The sequence below is a fragment of the Amycolatopsis sp. FDAARGOS 1241 genome (assembly GCF_016889705.1).
GTDB lineage: Bacteria > Actinomycetota > Actinomycetes > Mycobacteriales > Pseudonocardiaceae > Amycolatopsis.
Map to the genome: position 1 here is coordinate 2,680,204 of NZ_CP069526.1, position 20,743 is coordinate 2,700,946.

20 protein-coding genes and 2 pseudogenes are annotated in these 20,743 nt (G+C 71.3%); 17 read left to right on the forward strand and 5 right to left on the reverse strand.

Annotated features, from left to right (window positions below):
• The first annotated feature begins 14 nt into the window (after positions 1-14).
• From I6J71_RS13330 to I6J71_RS13360, 7 genes are all read left to right on the forward strand, one after another.
• A complete protein-coding gene (locus I6J71_RS13330; protein WP_204094994.1) occupies positions 15-488 on the forward strand; it encodes a helix-turn-helix transcriptional regulator in 474 nt (157 codons plus the stop codon).
• Between the two features lie 3 nt (positions 489-491).
• Complete coding sequence (thpR, locus tag I6J71_RS13335; RefSeq protein WP_204094995.1) at positions 492-995, forward strand: RNA 2',3'-cyclic phosphodiesterase; 504 nt, start codon at positions 492-494, stop codon at positions 993-995.
• Between the two features lie 129 nt (positions 996-1,124).
• Entirely contained in the window at positions 1,125-1,394 is a 270-nt protein-coding gene (gene rpsO, locus I6J71_RS13340) for a 30S ribosomal protein S15 (protein ID WP_204094996.1), read from the forward strand.
• A gap of 253 nt (positions 1,395-1,647) precedes the next feature.
• Positions 1,648-3,945: a polyribonucleotide nucleotidyltransferase gene (locus tag I6J71_RS13345; protein WP_204094997.1), complete on the forward strand. Its 2,298-nt coding sequence runs from the start codon at positions 1,648-1,650 to the stop codon at positions 3,943-3,945.
• Between the two features lie 93 nt (positions 3,946-4,038).
• Positions 4,039-5,403 carry a pitrilysin family protein gene (locus I6J71_RS13350; protein WP_204097033.1) on the forward strand — a complete coding sequence of 455 codons (1,365 nt, stop codon included), beginning with the start codon at positions 4,039-4,041 and terminating at the stop codon, positions 5,401-5,403.
• The gene (gene dapB / locus I6J71_RS13355) at positions 5,400-6,149 is read left to right on the forward strand and encodes a 4-hydroxy-tetrahydrodipicolinate reductase (RefSeq protein WP_204094998.1); all 750 of its coding nucleotides are present in this window, start codon (positions 5,400-5,402) and stop codon (positions 6,147-6,149) included. Before I6J71_RS13350 ends, dapB begins: the two co-directional genes overlap by 4 nt.
• Positions 6,146-6,592, forward strand: coding sequence for a tetratricopeptide repeat protein (locus I6J71_RS13360; RefSeq protein WP_204094999.1), 447 nt, complete (start codon positions 6,146-6,148; stop codon positions 6,590-6,592). The genes dapB and I6J71_RS13360 overlap by 4 nt, the downstream gene beginning before the upstream one ends.
• Positions 6,593-6,688: 96 nt before the next feature.
• Here the strand turns inward: I6J71_RS13360 and I6J71_RS13365 are convergent, their stop codons facing one another.
• Positions 6,689-7,015, reverse strand: a complete 327-nt coding sequence (locus tag I6J71_RS13365) for a hypothetical protein (protein ID WP_204095000.1) — start codon at positions 7,013-7,015, stop codon at positions 6,689-6,691.
• 5 nt (positions 7,016-7,020) lie between these two features.
• A complete protein-coding gene (locus tag I6J71_RS13370) occupies positions 7,021-7,536 on the reverse strand; it encodes a hypothetical protein (protein ID WP_204095001.1) in 516 nt (171 codons plus the stop codon).
• A 151-nt stretch (positions 7,537-7,687) separates the two neighbouring features.
• Here I6J71_RS13370 and I6J71_RS13375 point away from each other — a divergent pair, with 151 nt between their 5' ends.
• A complete protein-coding gene (locus I6J71_RS13375) occupies positions 7,688-8,164 on the forward strand; it encodes a GtrA family protein (protein ID WP_204095002.1) in 477 nt (158 codons plus the stop codon).
• On the opposite strand, the gene I6J71_RS13380 is transcribed toward I6J71_RS13375, so the two are convergent.
• Positions 8,154-8,714: a GNAT family N-acetyltransferase gene (locus tag I6J71_RS13380; RefSeq protein WP_204095003.1), complete on the reverse strand. Its 561-nt coding sequence runs from the start codon at positions 8,712-8,714 to the stop codon at positions 8,154-8,156. The two genes, I6J71_RS13375 and I6J71_RS13380, sit on opposite strands and share 11 nt — an antisense overlap.
• 61 nt (positions 8,715-8,775) lie before the next feature.
• Between I6J71_RS13380 and I6J71_RS13385 the strand changes: the two genes are divergently transcribed.
• A complete protein-coding gene (locus I6J71_RS13385) occupies positions 8,776-9,990 on the forward strand; it encodes a winged helix-turn-helix domain-containing protein (protein WP_204095004.1) in 1,215 nt (404 codons plus the stop codon).
• A 401-nt stretch (positions 9,991-10,391) separates the two neighbouring features.
• Here the strand turns inward: I6J71_RS13385 and I6J71_RS13390 are convergent, their stop codons facing one another.
• Both I6J71_RS13390 and I6J71_RS13395 read right to left on the reverse strand, forming a co-directional pair.
• The gene (locus I6J71_RS13390) at positions 10,392-11,465 is read right to left on the reverse strand and encodes a DUF4097 family beta strand repeat-containing protein (RefSeq protein ID WP_204095005.1); all 1,074 of its coding nucleotides are present in this window, start codon (positions 11,463-11,465) and stop codon (positions 10,392-10,394) included.
• Between the two features lie 18 nt (positions 11,466-11,483).
• Positions 11,484-11,990 (reverse strand): toxin-antitoxin system HicB family antitoxin, encoded by a 507-nt coding sequence (locus I6J71_RS13395; RefSeq protein ID WP_204095006.1) that lies wholly within the window; start codon positions 11,988-11,990, stop codon positions 11,484-11,486.
• A gap of 110 nt (positions 11,991-12,100) precedes the next feature.
• Here I6J71_RS13395 and thyX point away from each other — a divergent pair, with 110 nt between their 5' ends.
• The 8 genes and pseudogenes from thyX to I6J71_RS13435 all read left to right on the forward strand — a co-directional run bounded on the left by thyX (position 12,101) and on the right by I6J71_RS13435 (position 20,720).
• Positions 12,101-12,853 carry an FAD-dependent thymidylate synthase gene (gene thyX, locus I6J71_RS13400; RefSeq protein WP_204095007.1) on the forward strand — a complete coding sequence of 251 codons (753 nt, stop codon included), beginning with the start codon at positions 12,101-12,103 and terminating at the stop codon, positions 12,851-12,853.
• Positions 12,853-13,251, forward strand: coding sequence for an ACT domain-containing protein (locus I6J71_RS13405; protein ID WP_204095008.1), 399 nt, complete (start codon positions 12,853-12,855; stop codon positions 13,249-13,251). The genes thyX and I6J71_RS13405 overlap by 1 nt, the downstream gene beginning before the upstream one ends.
• Positions 13,252-13,369: 118 nt before the next feature.
• Positions 13,370-14,611, forward strand: a complete 1,242-nt coding sequence (locus I6J71_RS13410; protein WP_204095009.1) for an Nramp family divalent metal transporter — start codon at positions 13,370-13,372, stop codon at positions 14,609-14,611.
• A 74-nt stretch (positions 14,612-14,685) separates the two neighbouring features.
• A pseudogene (locus tag I6J71_RS13415) lies at positions 14,686-14,994 on the forward strand (serine/threonine protein kinase); the annotation flags it as partial.
• A 310-nt stretch (positions 14,995-15,304) separates the two neighbouring features.
• On the forward strand, positions 15,305-16,681 hold the full coding sequence (locus I6J71_RS13420; protein WP_204094591.1) for an IS110 family transposase: 1,377 nt from the start codon (positions 15,305-15,307) through the stop codon (positions 16,679-16,681).
• A 19-nt stretch (positions 16,682-16,700) separates the two neighbouring features.
• A pseudogene (locus I6J71_RS13425) lies at positions 16,701-17,909 on the forward strand (protein kinase); the annotation flags it as partial.
• Positions 17,910-18,012: 103 nt separating this feature from the next.
• Entirely contained in the window at positions 18,013-19,026 is a 1,014-nt protein-coding gene (gene dapA, locus I6J71_RS13430) for a 4-hydroxy-tetrahydrodipicolinate synthase (protein ID WP_204095011.1), read from the forward strand.
• On the forward strand, positions 19,023-20,720 hold the full coding sequence (locus tag I6J71_RS13435) for a ribonuclease J (RefSeq protein ID WP_204095012.1): 1,698 nt from the start codon (positions 19,023-19,025) through the stop codon (positions 20,718-20,720). The genes dapA and I6J71_RS13435 overlap by 4 nt, the downstream gene beginning before the upstream one ends.
• Positions 20,721-20,743 lie beyond the last annotated feature (23 nt).

The following is a 20,743-nucleotide window of genomic DNA, read 5'->3' on the forward strand; positions in this document are numbered from 1 at the left end:
GGAGAGCGGAACAGGTGGAGGACCACAAGATCGTCCAGCGGAACATCGCGCTGCAGCGCGAGTGGTACGGCGAACCGCTGGGCGACCGGGTGCGCAGACTCGTCGTGGCCTTCGACATCTCGCAGGCGCACCTCGCCGAGGTCCTCGGGATCAGCTCGCCGATGCTCAGCCAGGTGATGAGCGGCCGGCGCGCGAAGATCGGCAACCCCGTGGTGCTGGCGCGCATGATCATGCTCGAACGCAAGATCCTCGTCCCCGAGGTCGCGGCGGGCAACCGCGAAGCGATGCAGGCGGCGCTGGAAGAGGTGCGCGACTCGCGCCCCACTGTGGGCCGCGACAACATCCCCGTCGGTTCCGAAGAGCGGCTCGTGCTGTCCGCGCTGCGCGAGGTGGCCGAGGACGAGGACCTCATCGAGGCCGCCAAGCGCCTCGACGACGATTTCCCGCTGCTCGCCGAGCTGCTGCGCCGCGCCGGCGCGAGCCAGTAGGCCATGCGGCTGTTCACGGCACTGCGCCTGCCCGCCGACGTCGTGGCCGAGGTGGCCGCGGCGCTGGGGGACCCCGAACCCGGTTCCGGGCTGCGGTGGTCACTGCCGGAGGACTGGCACGTCACGCTGGCGTATTACGGCGAAGCCGACGAGGACGACCGGGCCGCCTTCCTGGCGTCCGCCCTCGCCGGGCGGCCCGCGCTCGACGTCCGGCTCGGCGGTCCGGGAACTTTCCCGGGCGTGCTGTGGTTGGACGTGGTGGGTGAGGGGTTGCCGCAGCTCGCCGAAGCCGCCGGCGCCGATGCCGAGGAGCGGCCGTATCGGGCGCACCTCACGGTGGGGCGGTTCCCGCGCGAGCGGCGCCGCGCCGCCGAAGCGTGGACGCGGCGGCTGGCCGGGTTCGCGAGCCGGAGCTGGCCGGCCGACGAGGTGGCCCTGATGGGGACCGCCGCGACCGCCGGCCCGCGTTACCGGGTGCTGCGGACGTTCCCGCTGAACCGCGCCTGAGGGCACCGATCTCACGGCTGGTAACCTCGACGATCGGGTCCGGCTGCAGTCCGTGGCGGCCGAGACCGACTACCCGGCCGCGCAGCGCGGCCCGGGCCCCACGGCACTGATTCACGAGGAGCAACACCAGTGGCGCTGACCACCGAAGAGAAGAAGTCGATCCTGGCCGAGTACGGCGTGCACGACTCGGACACCGGATCCCCCGAGGCCCAGGTCGCTCTGCTGACCAAGCGGATCGTCGGCCTCACCGAGCACCTCAAGGCTCACAAGCACGACCACCACTCCCGTCGCGGGCTCCTGCTGCTGGTCGGCCGTCGCCGCCGGCTGCTGAACTACGTGATGAAGGTGGACATCGAGCGGTACCGGTCGCTGATCCAGCGACTCGGCCTGCGCCGATAGCGTGACCCGAGGGGGAGTGACCGACCGGTCGCTCCCCCTCGGTGCCAGAAGCACAAAAGAAGAGCACCACGCGGCGCGAGCGCGCTGGAGGATCCGTCCGCCGGTCCTCGGTAGTGGTTCCCGGGTGAGAAGACCGCGAAGTCCCGGGAGCTTCGATCGAAGACCGGCCTCACTCCTCGAGCGTCCACGGGCGAACCGGGTCCCAGGGTGGGAGACTCGCGCCGTACGAAGCACAAAAGAGGAGACACACCCTATGACGGACTCCACCGGAGTCACCGTGCACGAGACCGAAGCCGTGATCGACAACGGCCGGTTCGGCACCCGCACCGTGCGTTTCGAGACCGGTCGCCTGGCCAAGCAGGCCGCCGGCTCCGTCGTCGCCTACCTCGACGAAGAGACCATGCTGCTCTCGGCCACCACGGCGTCGAAGCACCCGAAGGAGCACTTCGACTTCTTCCCGCTCACCGTGGACGTCGAGGAGCGGATGTACGCCGTGGGCCGCATCCCCGGCGCGTTCTTCCGCCGCGAGGGCCGCCCGTCGACCGACGCGATCCTCACCGCCCGCCTGATCGACCGCCCGCTGCGCCCGTCGTTCGCCGACGGCCTGCGCAACGAGATCCAGGTCGTCATCACCGTCCAGAGCCTCAACCCGGACGACCCGTACGACGTGCTGGCGATCAACGCCGCGTCGGCTTCCACGCAGATCGCGGGCCTGCCGTTCTCCGGCCCGGTCGGCGGCGTGCGCGTCGCCCTGATCGAGGACCAGTGGGTCGCGTTCCCGACCTGGTCGCAGCTGGAGAAGGCGACGTTCAACATGGTCGTCGCCGGGCGCATCGTGGGCGACGGTGCCGATGACGTCGCGATCATGATGGTCGAGGCCGAGGGCACCGAGCACACGCTCGACCTGATCGCCGCGGGCTCCAAGGCCCCCGACGAGGTCTCGGTCGCCGAGGGCCTCGAGGCCGCCAAGCCGTTCATCCGCGTCCTGTGCGAGGCGCAGCAGCGCCTGGCCGCCGAGGCCGCGAAGCCGACCGGTGAGTTCCCGCTGTACCCGGCCTACCAGCCGGACATCTACGAAGCCGTCGCGGCCATCGCCGCCGACGACCTGGCGAAGGCGCTGACCATCGCCGGCAAGCAGGACCGCGACAAGGCGACCGACGAGGTCAAGGCCGTGGTGCTGGAGAAGCTGGGCCTGGGCGAGGGCGAGGCCTTCGAAGGCCGCGACGGCGAGGTCGGCGGCGCGTTCAAGGCGCTGACCAAGAAGATCATGCGCACCCGCGTGCTCACCGAGAAGATCCGCATGGACGGGCGCGGGCTCACCGACATCCGGTCGCTCTCGGCCGAGGTCGCCGTGATCCCGCGGGCCCACGGCTCGGCGCTGTTCGAGCGCGGGGAGACCCAGATCCTGGGCGTCACCACGCTGAACATGCTGCGCATGGAGCAGCAGATCGACTCGCTGTCGCCGGAGACGACGAAGCGGTACTTGCACCACTACAACTTCCCGCCGTTCTCCACCGGCGAGACCGGCCGCGTCGGCTCGCCGAAGCGGCGCGAGATCGGCCACGGCATGCTCGCCGAGCGCGCCCTGGTGCCGGTGCTGCCGAAGCGCGACGAGTTCCCGTACGCGATCCGCCAGGTCTCGGAGGCGCTGGGCTCCAACGGATCCACGTCCATGGGCTCGGTCTGCGCGTCGACCATGGGCCTGTTCAACGCGGGCGTGCCGCTGAAGGCGCCGGTCGCGGGCATCGCGATGGGCCTGGTGTCCGACGAGGTCGACGGCGAGACCCGCTACGTCGCGCTCACCGACATCCTCGGCGCGGAGGACGCGCTGGGCGACATGGACTTCAAGGTCGCCGGCACCAAGGACATCATCACCGCGTTGCAGCTCGACACGAAGCTCGACGGCATCCCGTCGGAGGTCCTCGCGGCGGCACTCAAGCAGGCGAAGGACGCTCGCCTCACCATCCTGGAGGTCATCGCCGAGGCGATCGACGGCCCGGACGAGATGAGCCCGTACGCCCCGCGCGTCACCTCCGTGAAGATCCCGGTCGACAAGATCGGCGAGGTCATCGGCCCGAAGGGCAAAATGATCAACTCGATCACCGAGGAGACCGGCGCCGACATCTCCATCGAGGACGACGGCACGATCTACGTGGGCGCGGCCGACGGCCCGTCGGCGGAGGCGGCGATCAGCAAGATCAACGCCATCGCCAACCCGCAGCTGCCGAAGGTGGGCGAGCGCTTCCTCGGCACCGTGGTGAAGACGGCCGCGTTCGGCGCGTTCGTCTCGCTGCTGCCGGGCAAGGACGGCCTGGTCCACATCTCCAAGCTGGGCAACGGCAAGCGGATCGCCAAGGTCGAGGACGTGGTCAACGTGGGCGACAAGCTCCGCGTCGAGATCGCCGACATCGACAACCGCGGCAAGATCAGCCTGATCGTGGTCAAGGAGGACGACGCAGCGGACGCCAAGCCCGCCGAGGGCGCTGACAAGGCCGACGCTGACAAGGCCGACGCTGACAAGGCCGACGCCGACAAGGCCGACGCCAAGTAGGACACACTCCTCCTCCTGCACCAGAACACCCGTCGAAGGCCTCCTTGCCGCTCCCGGCGAGGAGGCCTTCGCGGCATCGTGAGTAAGGAACCCATGGCACGGCAGGTTTCCGGGCACGAGCAGCCCGTCGGCAGCACCCGCACGCTCGAGTCCACTCCGGACGGTGCGGTCGTCAAGCGCAGCGTGCTGCCCGGCGGCCTGCGGGTGATCACGGAGTTCGTCCCGGCGTCGCGTTCGGCCACGGTGGGGCTGTGGGTCGGCGTCGGTTCGCGCGACGAGCCGCTCGCGGTCGCGGGCGCCGCGCACTACCTGGAGCACTTGCTGTTCAAGGGCACCAGCAACCGCGACGCCACGCAGATCGCCGAGGAGATCGACGCCGTCGGCGGTGAGTTCAACGCATTCACGGCCAAGGAGCACACTTGCTACTACGCACAGGTGCTCGACGCGGACCTGCCGCTGGCGATGGACCTCGTGACCGACGTGGTGTTCGAGGCGCTGTGCACCGACCGCGACATGGACACCGAGCGCAGCGTGGTGCTCGAAGAGATCGCGATGCGCGACGACGACCCCGAGGACCTGCTGCACGAGACGTTCGTGGGCGCGATCCTCGGTGACCACCCGCTGGGCAGGCCGGTGCTGGGCACCGAGAAGTCCATCACCGAGATGTCGCCGGTGGCGTTGCGCGGGTTCTACAAGCGTCGCTACGCGCTGCCGCGCATGGTGCTCGCCGTCGCCGGCAACGTCGAGCACAACCAGGTGCTGCGGCTGGTGCGCCGGGCGCTGGGGGATCGGCTCAACGGCGCGGGCACGCCGGTGCCGCCGCGCTCGGGCCGCGCCCGGATCGTCGCGCAGCCGAAGCTGGCGCTGCACACCGACGACACCGAGCAGGCCCACGTGATGCTCGGGCTGAAGTCCCTGCCGCGCCACGACGAACGCCGGTTCGCGCTGTCCGTGCTGAACGCGGCGCTGGGCGGGGGCATGAGCTCCCGGCTGTTCCAGGAGATCCGGGAACGGCGCGGGCTCGCGTACCAGGTGTACTCGTCGGTGGCCAGCTACGCCGACACCGGACACATGGCGGTGTACGCCGGCTGCCAGCCGGAGCGGCTCGGGCAGGTCGCGGGCGTGATCCGCGAGGTGCTCGGCACCGTCGCGGCCGAAGGCCTGACCGACACCGAAGTCGCGCGCGCCAAGGGGCAGCTGCGCGGCGGGCTGGTGCTGGGGCTCGAGGACACGTCGTCGCGCATGTCGCGCATCGGCAAGAACGAGCTCAACTACGGCCGGTACCTGGGGGTCGACGACACCGTGGCCCGCATCGACGCGGTGACCACCGAAGAGGTGTGTGCGCTCGCTCGCACTCTGCTGCGCCGCCCCGGTGGGGTGTCGGCCGCGGCGGTGGTGGGGCCGTACGCTCACGCCGACGACCTGCCGGACGATCTGCACGAGGTGATCGCGTCATGACCGATTCCCCGATCCGCGTCGGCGTGCTGGGCGCGCGCGGCCGCATGGGTGCGACGGTGGTCCAGGCCGTCGAGGGCGCCGCGGACCTGAAGCTCGTGGCCGCGCTCGATGCCGGCGACGACCTGGCGGACCTGACCCAAGCCCAGGTGGTCGTGGACTTCACCCACCCCGACGCCGTGATGGACAACCTGCGCTTCCTGATCGAGCACGACCTGCACGCCGTGGTCGGCACGACCGGATTCAGCGAAGAGCGGCTCACCCAGGTGCGTTCGCTACTGGCGCCGAAGCCGTCGCTGGGCGTGCTGATCGCCCCGAACTTCGCGCTGGGCGCGGTGCTGGCGATGCGCTTCGCGGCGCAGGCGGCCCGCTTCTACGCGTCGGCGGAGATCATCGAGCTGCACCACAACCGCAAGGCCGACGCGCCGTCGGGCACCGCCGCGCACACCGCGCGGATGATCGGCGAAGCGCGCGCGGCCGCCGGGCTGAAGCCGGGTCCCGACGCCACGACGTCCGAATTGGACGGTGCCCGCGGCGCCCGCGTCGAGCAGGTGCCCGTGCACTCCGTACGGCTGCCCGGGCTGGTGGCGCACGAGGAGATCCTGTTCGGCGGCGAGGGGGAGACCCTGACCATCCGGCACGACTCGCTCGACCGGACGTCGTTCATGCCCGGCGTGCTGCTCGGCGTGCGCTCGGTGGTGTCGCGCCCCGGCCTCACGGTCGGCCTGGAGAACGTGCTCGACCTGTGAGAGCCCGCAACGTCGCGCTGCTGCTGACGGCGGCGCTGGTCGTGTACCTGGTCCTGCTGGCGGAGCGGGCGGTGCAGCTGTTCGCCACCGGGACGCCCGCGGGTGTCGCGCTGGGCGTGGGCGTGTTCCTGCTGCCGCTGCTGGGGGTGTGGGTCGTGGTCGTCACGTGGCGCTCGGGCCTGCAGATCCAGCGCCTGTCCCGCCGGCTCGACGCGGAGGGCGGCCTGCCCGACGTCTCGGACCTCCCGCGCCGCCCGTCGGGCCGCGTCGACCGCGCCGCCGCCGACGCCTGGTTCGACCAGCGCCGGGCGGAGGTCGAGGCGAACCAGGGCGACTGGCGCGCCTGGTACCGCCTGGCCTACGCCTACGACATCGCGGGCGACCGCCGCCGGGCCCGCGCCACGATGCGCAAGGCCGTCGACCTGGAGGCGGGGGACCGCTGAAAAACGGGAGTGCCGCGGCGTAGGGGTTGCCCTTCCTCGGCACCTGTGCCGTTCAGATCGGCGCCGCGGCGCGCATCCGGTGGGTGCTTCGCGAGGTCAGGGCACGGCGTTGGTGTCTTGGACGACCCGGTACCCGGTGTCCTGGGTGCTCGGCCTGAGGCGCTGAACGCCCTTTGCCCGCAACGTCACGGGCGCGGTGATCGCAGTGCCGAGTTCTGGCAGCGCGCACCCGTACACGACGACCTTCGTCAGCTTCAGGTCGAGCGCTTGCGCGCAGCCGCTGAGCCGGGTGGAACCGGTGTTGAGGCGGACCGGCTCGCGCAGGCAGCGCACTGTGACAGTGACCTGCCCCGAACCCGTCTCCCTGACGTCGTGGATCTGCAGTTCCACGGTGCCGTCACCGTCGCCGGGAGGCTCGGTCACGTGGCTCAGTGGAGCCAGCCCGTGAACAGCGCCGGTGCGGCCGCGAGCACGCTGAACCGCACCCAGCGCCCGGCGAGGCCCGCCGCCACGAACGTGACCAGCCGCATCCGCACCATGCCGGCGAGCACGCTCGTCGCCATGAAGGGCGGGAGGCCGACGAGCGAGCTGACGCCGTACGTGCCCGCCATCCAGTGCGGGTGGCGCCGGCAGCGTTCGCGCAGGGCTTCGACCTTGGCGCGGATCACCTTGGTGCGCCGGTGCCAGCGATCGCGGCGGGCGCTGGGCTCGTGTTCGCGGTGGAGGCGGTCGTGGAGGAACCGCGGCAGTTTGATGGAGCCGCGCGCGGCGAGGAAGTACAGCAGCTTCCCGGCGATCTGCCCGGCGGCCACGGCGGCGCCGAGCCACAGCCAGTGCGGGTTGTGCTGGCTGGCGCACAGGCCGACCACGAACAGTTCCGCGTTCACGACGGGCACGATCGCGGAGCCGAACGCGACGCCGAGCGTCACGAGCAACCAGCCCATCGTGCCTCCCCCGTAGTGATCCTCGTCATTCGAGGTTAGCAGTCGTCACGAAAAGGTCACGGGGGTTAACCCCCCTATTCCCGCGGAAGCCGACTCCAGAAGATCACCTGGCCGCTGCCGTGCGGACACCTGCGGCTGGCACGATTCGCGCGTGACCGACGTGCCCTTCGCCGATCGCTTCGCGGGATTCTGCGCGGCCGTCGTCCGGATCCTGCCGTTCGGGCTGGCGCGGCTCGTCGCGCCGAGTTTCCTCGGGTTCGTGCTCATCAACGGGCTCACCTTCAGCGTCGACCTGGGGCTGCTGACGCTGTTCCGCGGCGGGTTCGGCTGGCCGGTGTGGCTGGCGATCAGCCTGTCGTACGCGCTGGCGTTCGCCTTGAGCTTCGTGCTCAACCGCGCGTTCAACTTCCGCTCGCACGCCCCCGTGGGCAAGCAGGCGGTGCTCTACGCGGTGGCGATCGGGGTCAACTACGCGGCGTTCCTGCTGGGGGTCGGCGCCGGGTTGTCCACGCTGGGCCTGGAGTACCACCTCTCGCGGCTCATCGCGGGAGCGTGCGAGGGCGTGTTCATGTACTCGGTGATGCGCTGGGTCGTCTTCGCGAAGCGCGGGGAACCCGTCAGCGCGTGAGCTCCAGCCGGAGCGTGCCGGTGAGCCGGACCTCACGCAGCGTGCCACGGCCGGTGTCGAGGGTGCGGACCGTCCCGTCGGGCGCCCAGCCCGCACGCCGGTAGAACCCGAGCGTCGCGTGGTCCGACTGCGCGACCCACGTGACACCGCGCTCGAGCCCGTCGGCGCGCAGGTCGGTGGCGGCGGTGCCGAGCAGGCGGCCGGCGTGGCCGCGGCGGCCCCAGCGGGGTTCGACGACGAGCGTCGCGATCAGGCCGGTGGCGGCCGCGTCTTCGGGAGCGCTGCCGTCGGCCGAGGCGATCTCTTCGGCGGGTGCGGGGCCGGCGACGCAGTAGCCCACGGTGAAGTCACCTTCGGTCGCGAGGTACACGCGGGTGCCGGGGAACGTGATCGTCTCGGTCCACGTGCCTTCGAGGTCGGCTCCGTCGAGCGCGTCGATGGCCTCGGCGCCGAGCAGGTCGGTGTAGGCCGCCCGCCAGGTCAGCCGTTGAATGCGGGCGATCTCCGCGGCGTCGGACGGGGTCGCGGGGCGGACTTCGGCGGCACTCACGGGGGCAATCTACCGCCGCCGCCCGAGAACTGTCGGGGGTGCCTGGCACGATGGGCCCACCATGCAGACGATCAGCCTTACCGTGGCCCGCCGCACCGCGCTGGCCGCTCAGGGGTTCGCCGACGCGCGCCCCGCCACGGCGCCGAACCGCCGGCACCTGGCGAAGGTGCTCTCGCGCGTCCAGCTGCTGCAGCTGGACTCCGTGAACGTGGCCGTGCGCGCGCACTACATGCCCGTGTTCTCGCGCCTGGGTTCCTACGACCGGGCGCTGGTCGACGACGCCGCCTGGGCCCACACCGCGCGCAAGCCACGGCTGCTCGTGGAGTCGTGGGCGCACGAAGCGAGCCTGCTGCCGGTGGAGGATTGGCCGCTGTTGCGCTCGGGCGCCAAGCGCGACGGCTGGTGGCGCAACTACACGCGCGTGGTCGAGACCGTGCCGGGCCTGATCGACGACGTGCTCGCGATCGTCAAGGAACACGGCCCGATCGGGGCGGGCGCGATCGAGAAGGCGCTCGAGGCGGAGGTCGCCGGGCGCGGGCCAGGGGCATGGTGGGAGCGCTCGGTGGTCAAGAAGGCCTGCGAGTACCTCTTCGGCCTCGGCCGGTTGTCCACGGGCACGCGGCGGTCGTTCGAGCGGCTCTACGACCTCACCGAACGCGTGGTGCCACCGGAGATCCTGGCCCGCCACGTGTCCGCCGAGGACGGTGCGCGGGGGCTGATCGACCGCTCCGCGCGCGCCCTGGGCATCGCCACGGAGACCGACCTGCGCGACTACTACCGCCTGGGCCCGGACGTCGCGCACCAGGCCGTGGCCGACCTCGTCGAGGAGGGCGTGCTGGAGCCCGTGCGGGTCCAGGACTGGCGCGGCGTCGCCTACCGCCATGCCGCGGCCCGCACGCCCCGCGCGATCACCGGCCGGGCGCTCCTGTCCCCCTTCGATCCGCTCATCTGGGAACGCGCCCGCACCGAACGCCTCTTCGGCTTCCGCTACCGCATCGAGATCTACGTGCCGGAACCCAAACGCGTATACGGCTACTACGTGTTTCCCTTCCTCCTCGACGGCGCCCTCGCGGGCCGCGTCGACCTCAAGTCCGACCGCGCGGCCGGGGTGCTGCGGGTGCAGGGCGCCTTCGCCGAAGAAGGCGCCGACGCGCCGCGGGTCGCCGCGGAGCTTTCGGGGGAGCTCGCGCACATGGCGGAATGGCTCGGCCTGTCCGGCGTGGCGGTCGGCCCGCGGGGCGACCTGGCGAGGGAGCTGGCGCGCGCGGTGGGCTGATGTGTCGCGGCGGACGGATTGCCGCGCGAGGATCCCCGCGACGCGGCGCGTCGAGCGTACGAGCGAGGCGTTGAGGCACGACGAAAGGGCCGGAGCCGATGGCACGCTGAGCTTTGCGGGCGGGATCGCGGCTCGGCAGGACGATTGCCGGTGCGTTGCGAGGACGGCGGCTGCGCGTTGGCCCGGTACTTCGCGCGAGCAGCCGGAGGTGCTGCCGGGCGGTGGTGCTGCCGCGAGCCGCAGCCCGGGTACGGATTGCGTGCCGAGCCGTGAGCACCAGAAAGCCTTGTGGCCGAAAAAGTCGCCGTCACCGATCGGCGGCCGGCCTGATCGGTGACGGCGATCGGTAACGAAGCGGCGGGCCGGACCCGGATGCCTCGGGCCGGCCCGCCGCCTCCCCCTTAGGAGGCCGCGCGGGTCACCACCGCGTTCCCCGTGCCGGTGCGGGCTCGGACGCGCAGCGCGGCACCCGCTTCGGGTGGCGTGCCGGACACGTCCAGTTCGCTGTGCACCCGGCCCGCGGCGGATGCCAGTTCGACTTCGGCGGTGACGCCGCGGCGGATGCCCACGCGCACTTCGCCGGAGCCGGTGATCAGTTCGAGCGAGCCCGAGCCCGCTTCGGCGACGGAGAGGTCGCCGCTGCCGGTGCGGGCCATGACTTCGCCTTCGACGGAGCCGAGCCATACGCTGCCGGTGCCCGTCGCGAGGGTCGCGGAGCCGGAGACCGACGCGGCCTCGACCGAGCCGCTGCCGGTGCGCAGCTGGAGACCGGCCGCGGTCGGGCCGAGCTTCACGCGGCCGGTGCCGGTGCGCACGATCGCTGCGCCGTCGGCCCGTTCGAGCGTGACCTCGCCGGAGCCGGTGAGGATGTCGGCGCGGCCCGCGGCACCGGTGACCGTGACGTCGGCCGCCCCGGCGCGGACCTCGACGTGCGAGCCCTTCGGGGCGTGCACGGTGACGGCCACCGGCACGTTGCGCAGCTGCCACGCCTTCGCCGCCCGCACCACGAGCCGGTTGGCGGTCTTCTCGATGCGCGCCTGGCGCACCGCGTCGACGGGGGAGCTGTCGGTCGGCATCCCGAACTGGTCGCCGAAGCGCTCGCCGACCCACGACAGCAGGCTGTTCACGCCGCTCATCCACGACGGCTGCTCACCCAGGTCGTGCCTCAGCTCCACGCTCGCGCCGGACTCGCGGTCCAGTGCCAGCTCCACGCGCCCGATCGTGACGCCCACGTCGAGCTCCAGCGGTCCGTCCGCGTCGAACTCCTGGTACCGCACCAGCGGGTCGTCCCCACTCGGTCCGTCCGAAGTGGACTCTTCGGCCGCGGCTTCCCCGGCCGCGCCCGCGAACGCCTCGCCGGTCGTGCTTCCGGCCGCCCCCGCTGCCGCCTCCTCCGCGGCAGCCGCCACGGCTTCCTCGGCCGCTGTGTCCGAAGTGGACTCCGGCGTCGTCTTCTCTTCGTGCTCTTCACCCATGACCTGCGGAGTCCCCTTCTAGCCTTCGACCCAGCCGTGCAGCTTGGTCTCGGAGCGGCCGCCTTGGTGGTGCCGCTGCTGGTGGTGCGCCTGGCCGAGCGCCCCCTGCACGGCCTGCGAGACGAACGTGTTGAGCGAAACCCCCTGCGCGGCCGCCGCCTGCTCGGCCTGGCTCTTGATCTGCTCGACGAGCCGCAGCGTGATGCGCGAGATGTCCCCGCTGTCGATCGGTGGTACCGGCGCGTTGCGCGGCGGCTCGGGCCGCGCCGGGCCGGCCGGCTCCGCCGCACCCGTGACGACGACTCGCACATCGCGGCCGTCGAGCCGGACATCGACGACCTGGCCGGGCAACGCGGCGGTCACCTCGGCGGCCAGGTCGGCCAGCGCGTTCATCAACGTGAGCCGCGCGGCGGGTTCGAGCGCGGAGGAGAGCAGGGCGGCCGCGCGCCGGGTCTGCTCGTCCCCGGCGGAGGCCGTGTTCGCGAGATCTTCGCGGAGGTTCGCGATGTACGGCGTCAGGTCCATGACGTCACTATGACGTCATCGGTGACGTCAGTCAAGGCGGTGGTGGTGTCACGGTTGCGTCACGACCCCAGCGGTTAGAGTGCTGCGGGAGTCCGAGAGAGGGAGTTCTGTTGGCCGGGACCGTGGCACCGAGGGTGCAGCTGATCGCGAAGACGGAGTTCTTCCCGCCGGAGGACGTGCCGTGGTCCACGGACGCCGACGGAGGCGAGGCGCTCGCCGAGTTCGCCGGCCGCGCGTGCTACCAGTCGTGGAAGAAGTCCAACCCGGCGACGGCCACCAACGCGGGCTACCTCGACCACATCATCGAGGTCGGCCACCTGTCCGTGCTGGAACACGGTTCGGTCAGCTTCTACCTCACCGGCATTTCGCGCTCGCTCACCCACGAGCTGATCCGCCACCGCCACTTCTCGTACTCCCAGCTCTCGCAGCGCTACGTCCCCGAGCGCGACGCCGAGTTCGTCGAGCCGGACGTGATCGCGCAAGACCCGGTGCTGCACGAGAAGTTCGTCAAGGCCACGCGGGCGAGCGTCGACGCCTACACCGAGCTGCTCGCCGGGCTCGAGGAGCAATTCGCCGACGCGCCGAGCGCCACGCTGCGCCGCAAGCAAGCCCGCCAGGCGGCCCGCGCGGTGCTGCCGAACGCCACCGAGACGCGCATCGTCGTCACCGGCAACTACCGCGCGTGGCGCCACTTCGTCGCCATGCGCGCCACCGAGCACGCCGACGTCGAGATCCGTTCGCTCGCCGTCGAGTGCCTGCGCCAGTTGCAGAAGGCCGCCGTCAACGTGTTCGCCGACTTCACCATTTCGACCTTGCCCGACGGCACCGAGGTCGCCTCCAGTCCGAAGGTGCTCGAAGGCTGATGAAACGACTCGCGATCGACGTCCGCCCGGGCGACTACTCGGTGGTGCGGCTGCCCGTCGACGCCGCGGTGCCGCCCGGCCTCCTCGACCCGGCGGGCCCCGCGCTCGTCTCCGTCACCCGCACGCCGGAGGAGCTCTCGGTCATCTGCCCGACCGGCCGCGAGCCCGCGGGCGGCACCGTCGAGCACGGCTGGCGCCTGATGAGCGTGCGCGGCCCCCTGGAGTTCACCCTGACCGGTGTGATTTCGGCCCTGGCCTCGGAACTCGCCGCGGCCGGCGTCGCGCTCTTCTCACTGTCCACTTTCGACACCGACCACATCCTCGTGCCCGCCGCCGAGCTTGGCCGCGCCGTCACGGCTTTCCGTGACGCGGGGCACGAGGTAGGGCCGCTCGACTGAGCTTTGTCAGACGGTCACGCTCAGTGGCCGCGGTCCGATGAGTGGACACACCTTGCCCTGGAAAGTTCGGCGTGCCTAAACTTCGAGTTGGGTAGCCCGACAGGCGAGGGGTGACGTGATGGCGGTGGCGGAAGCGGTCCGGCCCCGGCGGCTCGCTCGCCTGCGTGCGGGCTCGGCGTTGCTCGGCCCGGCGTTCGTGGCGGCGATCGCGTACGTGGATCCCGGGAACGTCGCGGCGAACATCAGCGCGGGGGCGCGGTTCGGCTACCTGCTGGTGTGGGTGATCGTCGCGGCGAACCTGATGGCCGTGCTGGTGCAGTACCTGTCGGCGAAGCTCGGGCTGGTCACCGGGCGTTCGCTGCCCGAGGCGCTGCGCGAACGGCTGCCGCGGTCGGCGCGGCTCGCGTACTGGGCGCAGGCCGAGTTCGTGGCCGTGGCCACCGACCTGGCCGAGGTCGTCGGCGGCGCGATCGCGCTGTACCTGCTGTTCGACCTCCCGCTCCTGATCGGCGGCCTGATCACCGGCGCGGTGTCGCTGTCCCTGCTGGTCGTGCAGGACCGTGGCGGCCAGCGGACGTTCGAGCGCGTCGTGACGGGTCTGCTCGCCGTGATCGCGATCGGGTTCCTCGCGAGCCTGTTCGTCGAACCGCCCTCGCCGTCGGGCATCGCGAGCGGGCTCGTGCCGCGGTTCAGCGGCGCGGACAGCGTGCTGATCGCGGCCGCGATGCTCGGCGCCACCGTGATGCCGCACGCGGTGTACCTGCACTCCGGCCTCGTCCGCGATCGCCACGGCACGCCCGCGCCGGACAAGCGCCGTCGTTTGCTGCGCGCGACGCGCTACGACGTCGGGCTGGCGATGCTGCTCGCCGGCGCCGTCAACCTCGGCATGCTGCTGCTCGCCGCGACGAACCTGCAGAGCATCACCGGCGTCGACTCCATCGAGGGCGCGCACACCGCCGTCGCCGCGACGCTCGGCCCGGTGGTCGCGCTGCTGTTCGCGGTCGGGCTGCTGGCCTCGGGCCTCGCGTCCACTTCGGTCGGTGCCTACGCGGGGGCCATGATCATGCAGGGCCTGCTGCGCAAGAAGTTCCCGATCCTCCTGCGCCGGCTCGTCACGCTCACGCCGGCGATCGTGGTCCTCGCCCTGGGCGCGGATCCGAGCGCGGCGCTGGTGGTGTCGCAGGTCGTGCTGTCGTTCGGGATCCCGTTCGCGCTCGTGCCGCTCATCCGGCTCACGTCCGACGCGAGCGTCATGGGCGAAGACGTCAACCGGCGCACGACGACCGTCCTGGCCTGGTGTATCGCGGCCGTGATCATCACACTCAACGTGGCGCTCATCTACCTCACCGTCACCGGCTGAACACGGCGGAACCGGCTCCGGCGCCCTGCGGTCCGACTAGCATCTGCGCGAACCCGACCGAGGAGCCCGACCCCGTGACCGACGAACAGACGCGCCCGCACGACCCGACCCGTCCCGCGTCCGGGCCGCGGCTCGTCGCCGGCCGCTACCAGCTGCTGGGCGAGCTCGGCCGCGGCGGCATGGGGACCGTGTGGCGCGCGCAGGACCAGGTGATCGGCCGCCAGGTCGCGATCAAGGAGCTGCGGCTGCCCGGCTTCGATTCGAACACCGCGGAAGGCCAGTCGGCGTTTTCCGGGTTCTCCGAACGCGTGCTGCGCGAGGTGCGCGCGGGCGGGCGGCTCAACGATCCGGCCGTGGTCACCGTCTTCGACGTCGTCACCGACATTCAAGCTGGGTGTGCGGCGTTGAGCCTGTCTCGTCGGCCGGCGGGAGGGATCGGGGTCGTCCGGCACCCGCCTGTGAACGTTGTTTGACCGAGTGGAGCGCTGCGCGACTCCTTGCCTGTTGACCATGCTGGCGGGCGGGGCCACTGCCGGAGTTCGAGATGCCCTGTTAGGAACCCGGTGACCATGTCCTGATCGAGGCGGATGTGGATCCCTGTTAGCGAATGTCTGGTGCGGCTCGGACTCCCACGGCGGTGCGGCGGCCGGATCCGAATTCACGCGAGCAAGGGAGCCGGCATTGATCGTTCGGATGGGCATCGACCTCGCGGTCCGCGCGCAGCACCAAGCCAGCATGGCCGACGAGCAGGGACGCGTGCTCTGGTCCGGGCACCGTTTCCGCACCCGCAGCGAGGAACTGGATCGGTTGTGGGCACGGCTGCCCGACGGCGTCACGGCTGCGGAGGTGACGGTCGTGATGGAGCCGACCCGCAACGCGTGGGTTCCGTTGGCCGCGTGGTTTCGCCGACGGGGCGCGACGGTGGTGCTGGTGTCCGCAGAGCGGTCGGCGGATCTGCGCGCCTACTACGCCAAACACACCAAGAGCGACCGGATGGACTCGGTCCTGCTGGCCCGGCTGCCGTTGCTGCACCCCGAAGGACTCCATCCCGAGCGGGGCACGGGGCCGGGCGATCCGCTGCGGCGCGCGACGAAACTGCACTCCACGCTGGTCCAGCGCCGCACCGCCGGCCTCGCCCGGCTCGATGCGCTGCTGGAGATCCTGGGACCGGACTGGCATGCCGCCCTCAGCGGCGATCTGGCGAACAAGACTCCGCTGCGGTTCCTCGCCGCCGGCTACGCCGACCCACACGCCGTCCGTCGCCTCGGCCGTGCGCGGTTGGCCCGATTCTTCTACCGGCACTCCCGCGGCGCCTGGGGCGACCCGGAAGCCGACAGGGTCCTGGCCGCAGCCGCCGCGACCACCGAATTGTGGGGCGAGGAACTGGCCTTTGCCGAGCTGGCCGACGACATCGCCGTCGAAGCCCGCCTCGCGCTGGCGATCACCGATGAAATCAAAGATGTCGACGAACGTATCGCCGTCCTGGTCGCCGAACGTGACCCCGAAGGGATCATCACCTCCGCGCCCGGCGTCGGACCCGTGACCGGGGCAGTCATTCTCGGACGGCTCGGCAACGTCAACCGGTTCTCGTCCTTGGCAGCAGTCCGCGGTTTCAGCGGCCTTATTCCGTCGCTGAACGCGTCCGGCGTCTCCGGCAGCCACGGCGGCCCGACCAAACGCGGCGACGCCCTGCTCCGCGAAGCATTGTTCATGGCCGCCAGCCAGGCGCGCCGCCACGACCCCACCTTGGCCGCGAAGTATCACCGGCTGATGGTCGAAGCCGGCAAGCACCACAACTCTGCGCTCTGCCACATCGCAACCACCCTGCTGACCCGCATCGCATCATGCTGGAAAAACCACACGCCCTACCAGCTGCGCGACGTCAACGGCACACCCGTCACCGCGATCCAAGCCGGCGACATCATCGCCCAGCGATACACCGTTCCGGAAGACATTCGCCGATCACACAGGACAACCGGAGTGGGGACGGGCCAGCGAAACAAGAAGTCGCCAAGCGCTCCATCGACCGGCCCGTCCAACACCCACGCTAAACCCCACCAAGCGGCTTGACATCCCTTAGGAACGCAACGGCACCACGTTCATCGTCATGGAGCTGGTCGAGGCCCCGACGCTGGCCGACCTCGTGCGCCGGCACGGCCCGATGCCCGCCGCGCACGTGGCGGCGATCGGGGAGCGGGTGCTCGCGGCGCTGCAGGCCGCGCACACGGCGGGCATCGTGCACCGGGACGTGAAGCCGGCCAACATCATGGTCGCGCCGGACGGCCGTGTGAAGCTCACCGACTTCGGCATCGCGCACGCGATCGACGACCCGCGGCTGACCACGAGCGGTGTCATCGTCGGCTCGCCCGCGTTCATGGCACCCGAACGCGTGGAAGGCCGGGAAGCCATGCCGGAGTCGGACCTGTGGTCCCTCGGCGCCACGCTCTTCTTCGCCGTCGAGGGTCTCGTCGCGTTCGAACGGCCCACCACGGCCGCGACGCTGCACGCGATCATGACCGAGACGCCGTACCTCACCCGCGGCCACGGTCCGCTCGCCGCGGCGATCCTCGGCCTGCTCGTGGCCAAACCGGAGGCCCGCCTCACGGCGACGCAGGCGCGTTCGCTGCTCTCGACCGCGACCGGGTTGCCGCCCACGCCGCCTCCGGGGAGCGTCACGTTGCCGGCTGGCGCTGCGGGCTCACGGCCGACGCGGGTGGCCGCGCCGCCGCAGCGTTCCCGCCGCGGCCGGTGGCTCTCCGCCGCGGCCGTGCTCGTCGCCGGCGCGCTGGCCGGCGGCTTCTTCCTCGGCAAACCGGCGTGGACGCCGAAGACCGACCCGCAGCTGCAACCGACTGTCACCTACGGCACCGACGGCTTCCTCAAGGCGGACATCGGCACCTACTACCGCTGCTTCAACGCCGCGGTGCAGCAAGGCGTCGTGATCAGCGACGACAACAGCGCCGCGTGCGACAAGAGCCACACCCTCGAGGTCTACGACATCGGCGACGTGCTGCCCGTCGAGAGCTACAGCGACGACGAGGTCCGGCTGGCGCCGTACCCCGGGCTCGACTCGGTCACCCGGCTCGCCGAAGCGCGCTGCGCGGCGTCGTTCCACTCGGCGGTGGTGCCCGAACCGCAGCGCGACCAGCTCACCTACCAGGCGCTCGTGCCCACGCAGCGGGAGTGGGAGCTGGCGCCGGCCAAGGAGGGAGAGGGCCCCAGCCGCGAGTTCTACTGCGTGCTCGCCAAACCCGGAAACGCCCAGATCCCGGCGCAGATCACCACTAAGATCAAGTAGCCCCCGCGAGAAGTTCCGCCCGGCCCGCGCCCGGCCGGGAAATTCTCCGATGTTCACCAGGTCGGGCCCGGGTTCACCCATTCGACGAGGTACCGTCAACACCATGTCCACTCCACCTACCGCAGCGCCCGGACGCCCGTTCGGCCGCGTGCTCACCGCGATGGCCACGCCCTTCGACCGCGACGGTGCGCTGGACGTGAAGCGGGCCCAGGAGCTCGCCGTCCACCTCGTGGAGCTGGGCAACGACGGCCTGGTCGTGAACGGCACCACCGGCGAGAGCCCCACCACGAGCGACGAGGAGAAGGCGACGCTGGTGCGCGCCGTCGTCGAGGCGGTCGGCGACCGCGCCACCGTCGTGGCGGGCGCCGGCACCAACAACACGGCCCACAGCGTCGAGCAGGCTCGCGCCGCCGCCGAGGCGGGCGCCCACGGCCTGCTCGTGGTCACGCCGTACTACTCGCGGCCCAGCCAGGCCGGCCTGTACGCGCACTTCACCACGGTCGCGGACGCCACCGAGCTGCCGGTACTGCTCTACGACATCCCGCCGCGCTCGATCGTGCCCATCGAGGTCGACACACTGCTGCGGCTGGCCGAGCACCCGCGGATCGCCGCGGTGAAGGACGCCAAGGGCGACCTCATCGCCGGCTCCGAGGTCATCGCCAACACCCAGCTCGCGTACTACTCCGGCGACGACGGCTTGAACCTGCCGTGGATCGCGGTCGGCGGCGTCGGTGTGGTCAGCGTGATCGGCCACGTGGTGGCCGGGCGGATCCGAGCGATGATCGACGCCTACGAGAGCGGCGACACCTCCACCGCGCGCACCAACCACCGCGGCATGCTCCCGGTGATGCGCGCGATGTCGCGCGTCGGCGGGGTCGCGTTCAGCAAGGCCGCCCTGAGGCTGCGCGGCTTCGACATCGGCGACCCGCGGTTGCCCGTCGTGCCCGCGACGGAGGAGCAGAGTGCCCTGATCGCCGCCGATCTCGCCCAGGGCGGCGTGCCGCTGGGCGACAACGCCGCACAGGACTGGCATGGTGCACGGGTGGCACAAGCGGATTCCCAAGCGGCCTACGTCGCCCCCACCTCACACACCAGCGTTGGGACCCTGCCCCGGTGAGCTCACTACCCCCCGGACCCGGACCCACCGCCCTCCCGCCCGTCCTGCCCGAAGGAGCCCTGCGCGTGGTCGCGCTGGGCGGCATCGGCGAGGTCGGGCGCAACATGACCGTCTTCGAATTCGACGGACGGCTGCTGATCGTCGACTGCGGCGTGCTCTTCCCGGAGGACGACCAGCCGGGCGTGGACTTGATCCTGCCCGACTTCCGCGCGATCGAGGAACGCCTCGACGACATCGACGGACTGGTGCTCACCCACGGGCACGAGGACCACATCGGCGCCGTGCCGTTCCTGCTGCGCCTGCGGCCCGACGTGCCGATCTACGGCTCGCGCTTCACCAACGCGCTGCTCGCCGCCAAGGCCAGGGAGCACCGGCAGCGGCCGAACCTCATCGAGGTGCGCGAAGGGGAGCGGCGCAAGGTCGGCGTGTTCGACCTCGAGTTCTTCGCCGTGAACCACTCGATCCCGGATGCGCTCGCGGTCGCCATCCGCACGCCCGCCGGCGTCGTGCTGCACACCGGTGACATCAAGCTCGACCAGCTGCCCCTCGACGGCCGGCTCACCGACCTGGCGGGCTTCTCGCGCCTCGGCGACGAGGGCGTGGACCTGTTCTGCGTCGACTCGACCAACGCCGAGGTGCCGGGCTTCGTGATGCCCGAGACCGACATCGGCCCGGTCCTCGACGACGTGATCCGCAAGGTCGACCAGCGCGTGATCGTGGCGTGCTTCGCGAGCCATGTGCACCGCGTGCAGCAGGTGCTGGTCGCGGCCGAACGGCACGGCCGCCGCGTGGCGTTCGTGGGCCGTTCGATGGTCCGCAACATGGGTATCGCCGCCGAGCTCGGCCTGCTGAACGTGCCCGAGGGCCTGCTCGTGGACCTCGACCAGGCCAGCACGCTGCCCGAGAGCAAGGTTCTGTTCGTCTCCACGGGCTCGCAGGGCGAGCCGCTCTCGGCGTTGTCGCGCATGGCGCGCGGCGAGCACCGGCAGATCTCGATCCGCGCCGGCGACACCGTGGTGCTCGCCAGCTCGATGATCCCCGGCAACGAAACCGCCGTGTTCGGTGTGGTCAACGGCCTGACCCGGCTCGGCGCCAACGTGGTGCACCAGGGCAACGCCAAGGTCCACGTGTCCGGGCACGCGTCGGCCGGTGAGCTGCTGTACCTGTACAACGCCGTCCGCCCGAGCAACGTCATGCCCGTGCACGGCGAGTGGAAGCACCTGCGCGCCAACGGTGAGCTGGCCATCCGCACCGGGGTGTCGGCGCAGAACGTGGTGATCGCCGAGGACGGCGTGGTCGTGGACCTCGTCGACGGCAAGGCGTCGCGGACCGGCCGGGTCGAGGTCGGGCACGTGTACGTCGACGGTCTGTCGGTCGGCGACGTCGGCGAATCGACGCTGTCCGACCGCCTGGTGCTCGGCGAGGGCGGGTTCATCGCGATCACGGTGGCCGTCGACTCCAGCACGGGCCGCGCGATGAGCAGCCCGACGGTGTCGGGGCGCGGGTTCTCCGACGACCCGAAGGCACTCGACACGGTGGTGCCGCTCGTCGAGATGGAGCTGGCCCGCACCGAGGCCGAAGGCATCACCGACACGCACCGCATCGCGCAGGCGGTGCGCCGGGTCGTCGGCCGCTGGGTCGCCGACACCTACCGCCGCCGGCCGATGATCGTGCCGACGGTCATCCCGGTCTGAATTTTCACGGGAAACGCCGCCGT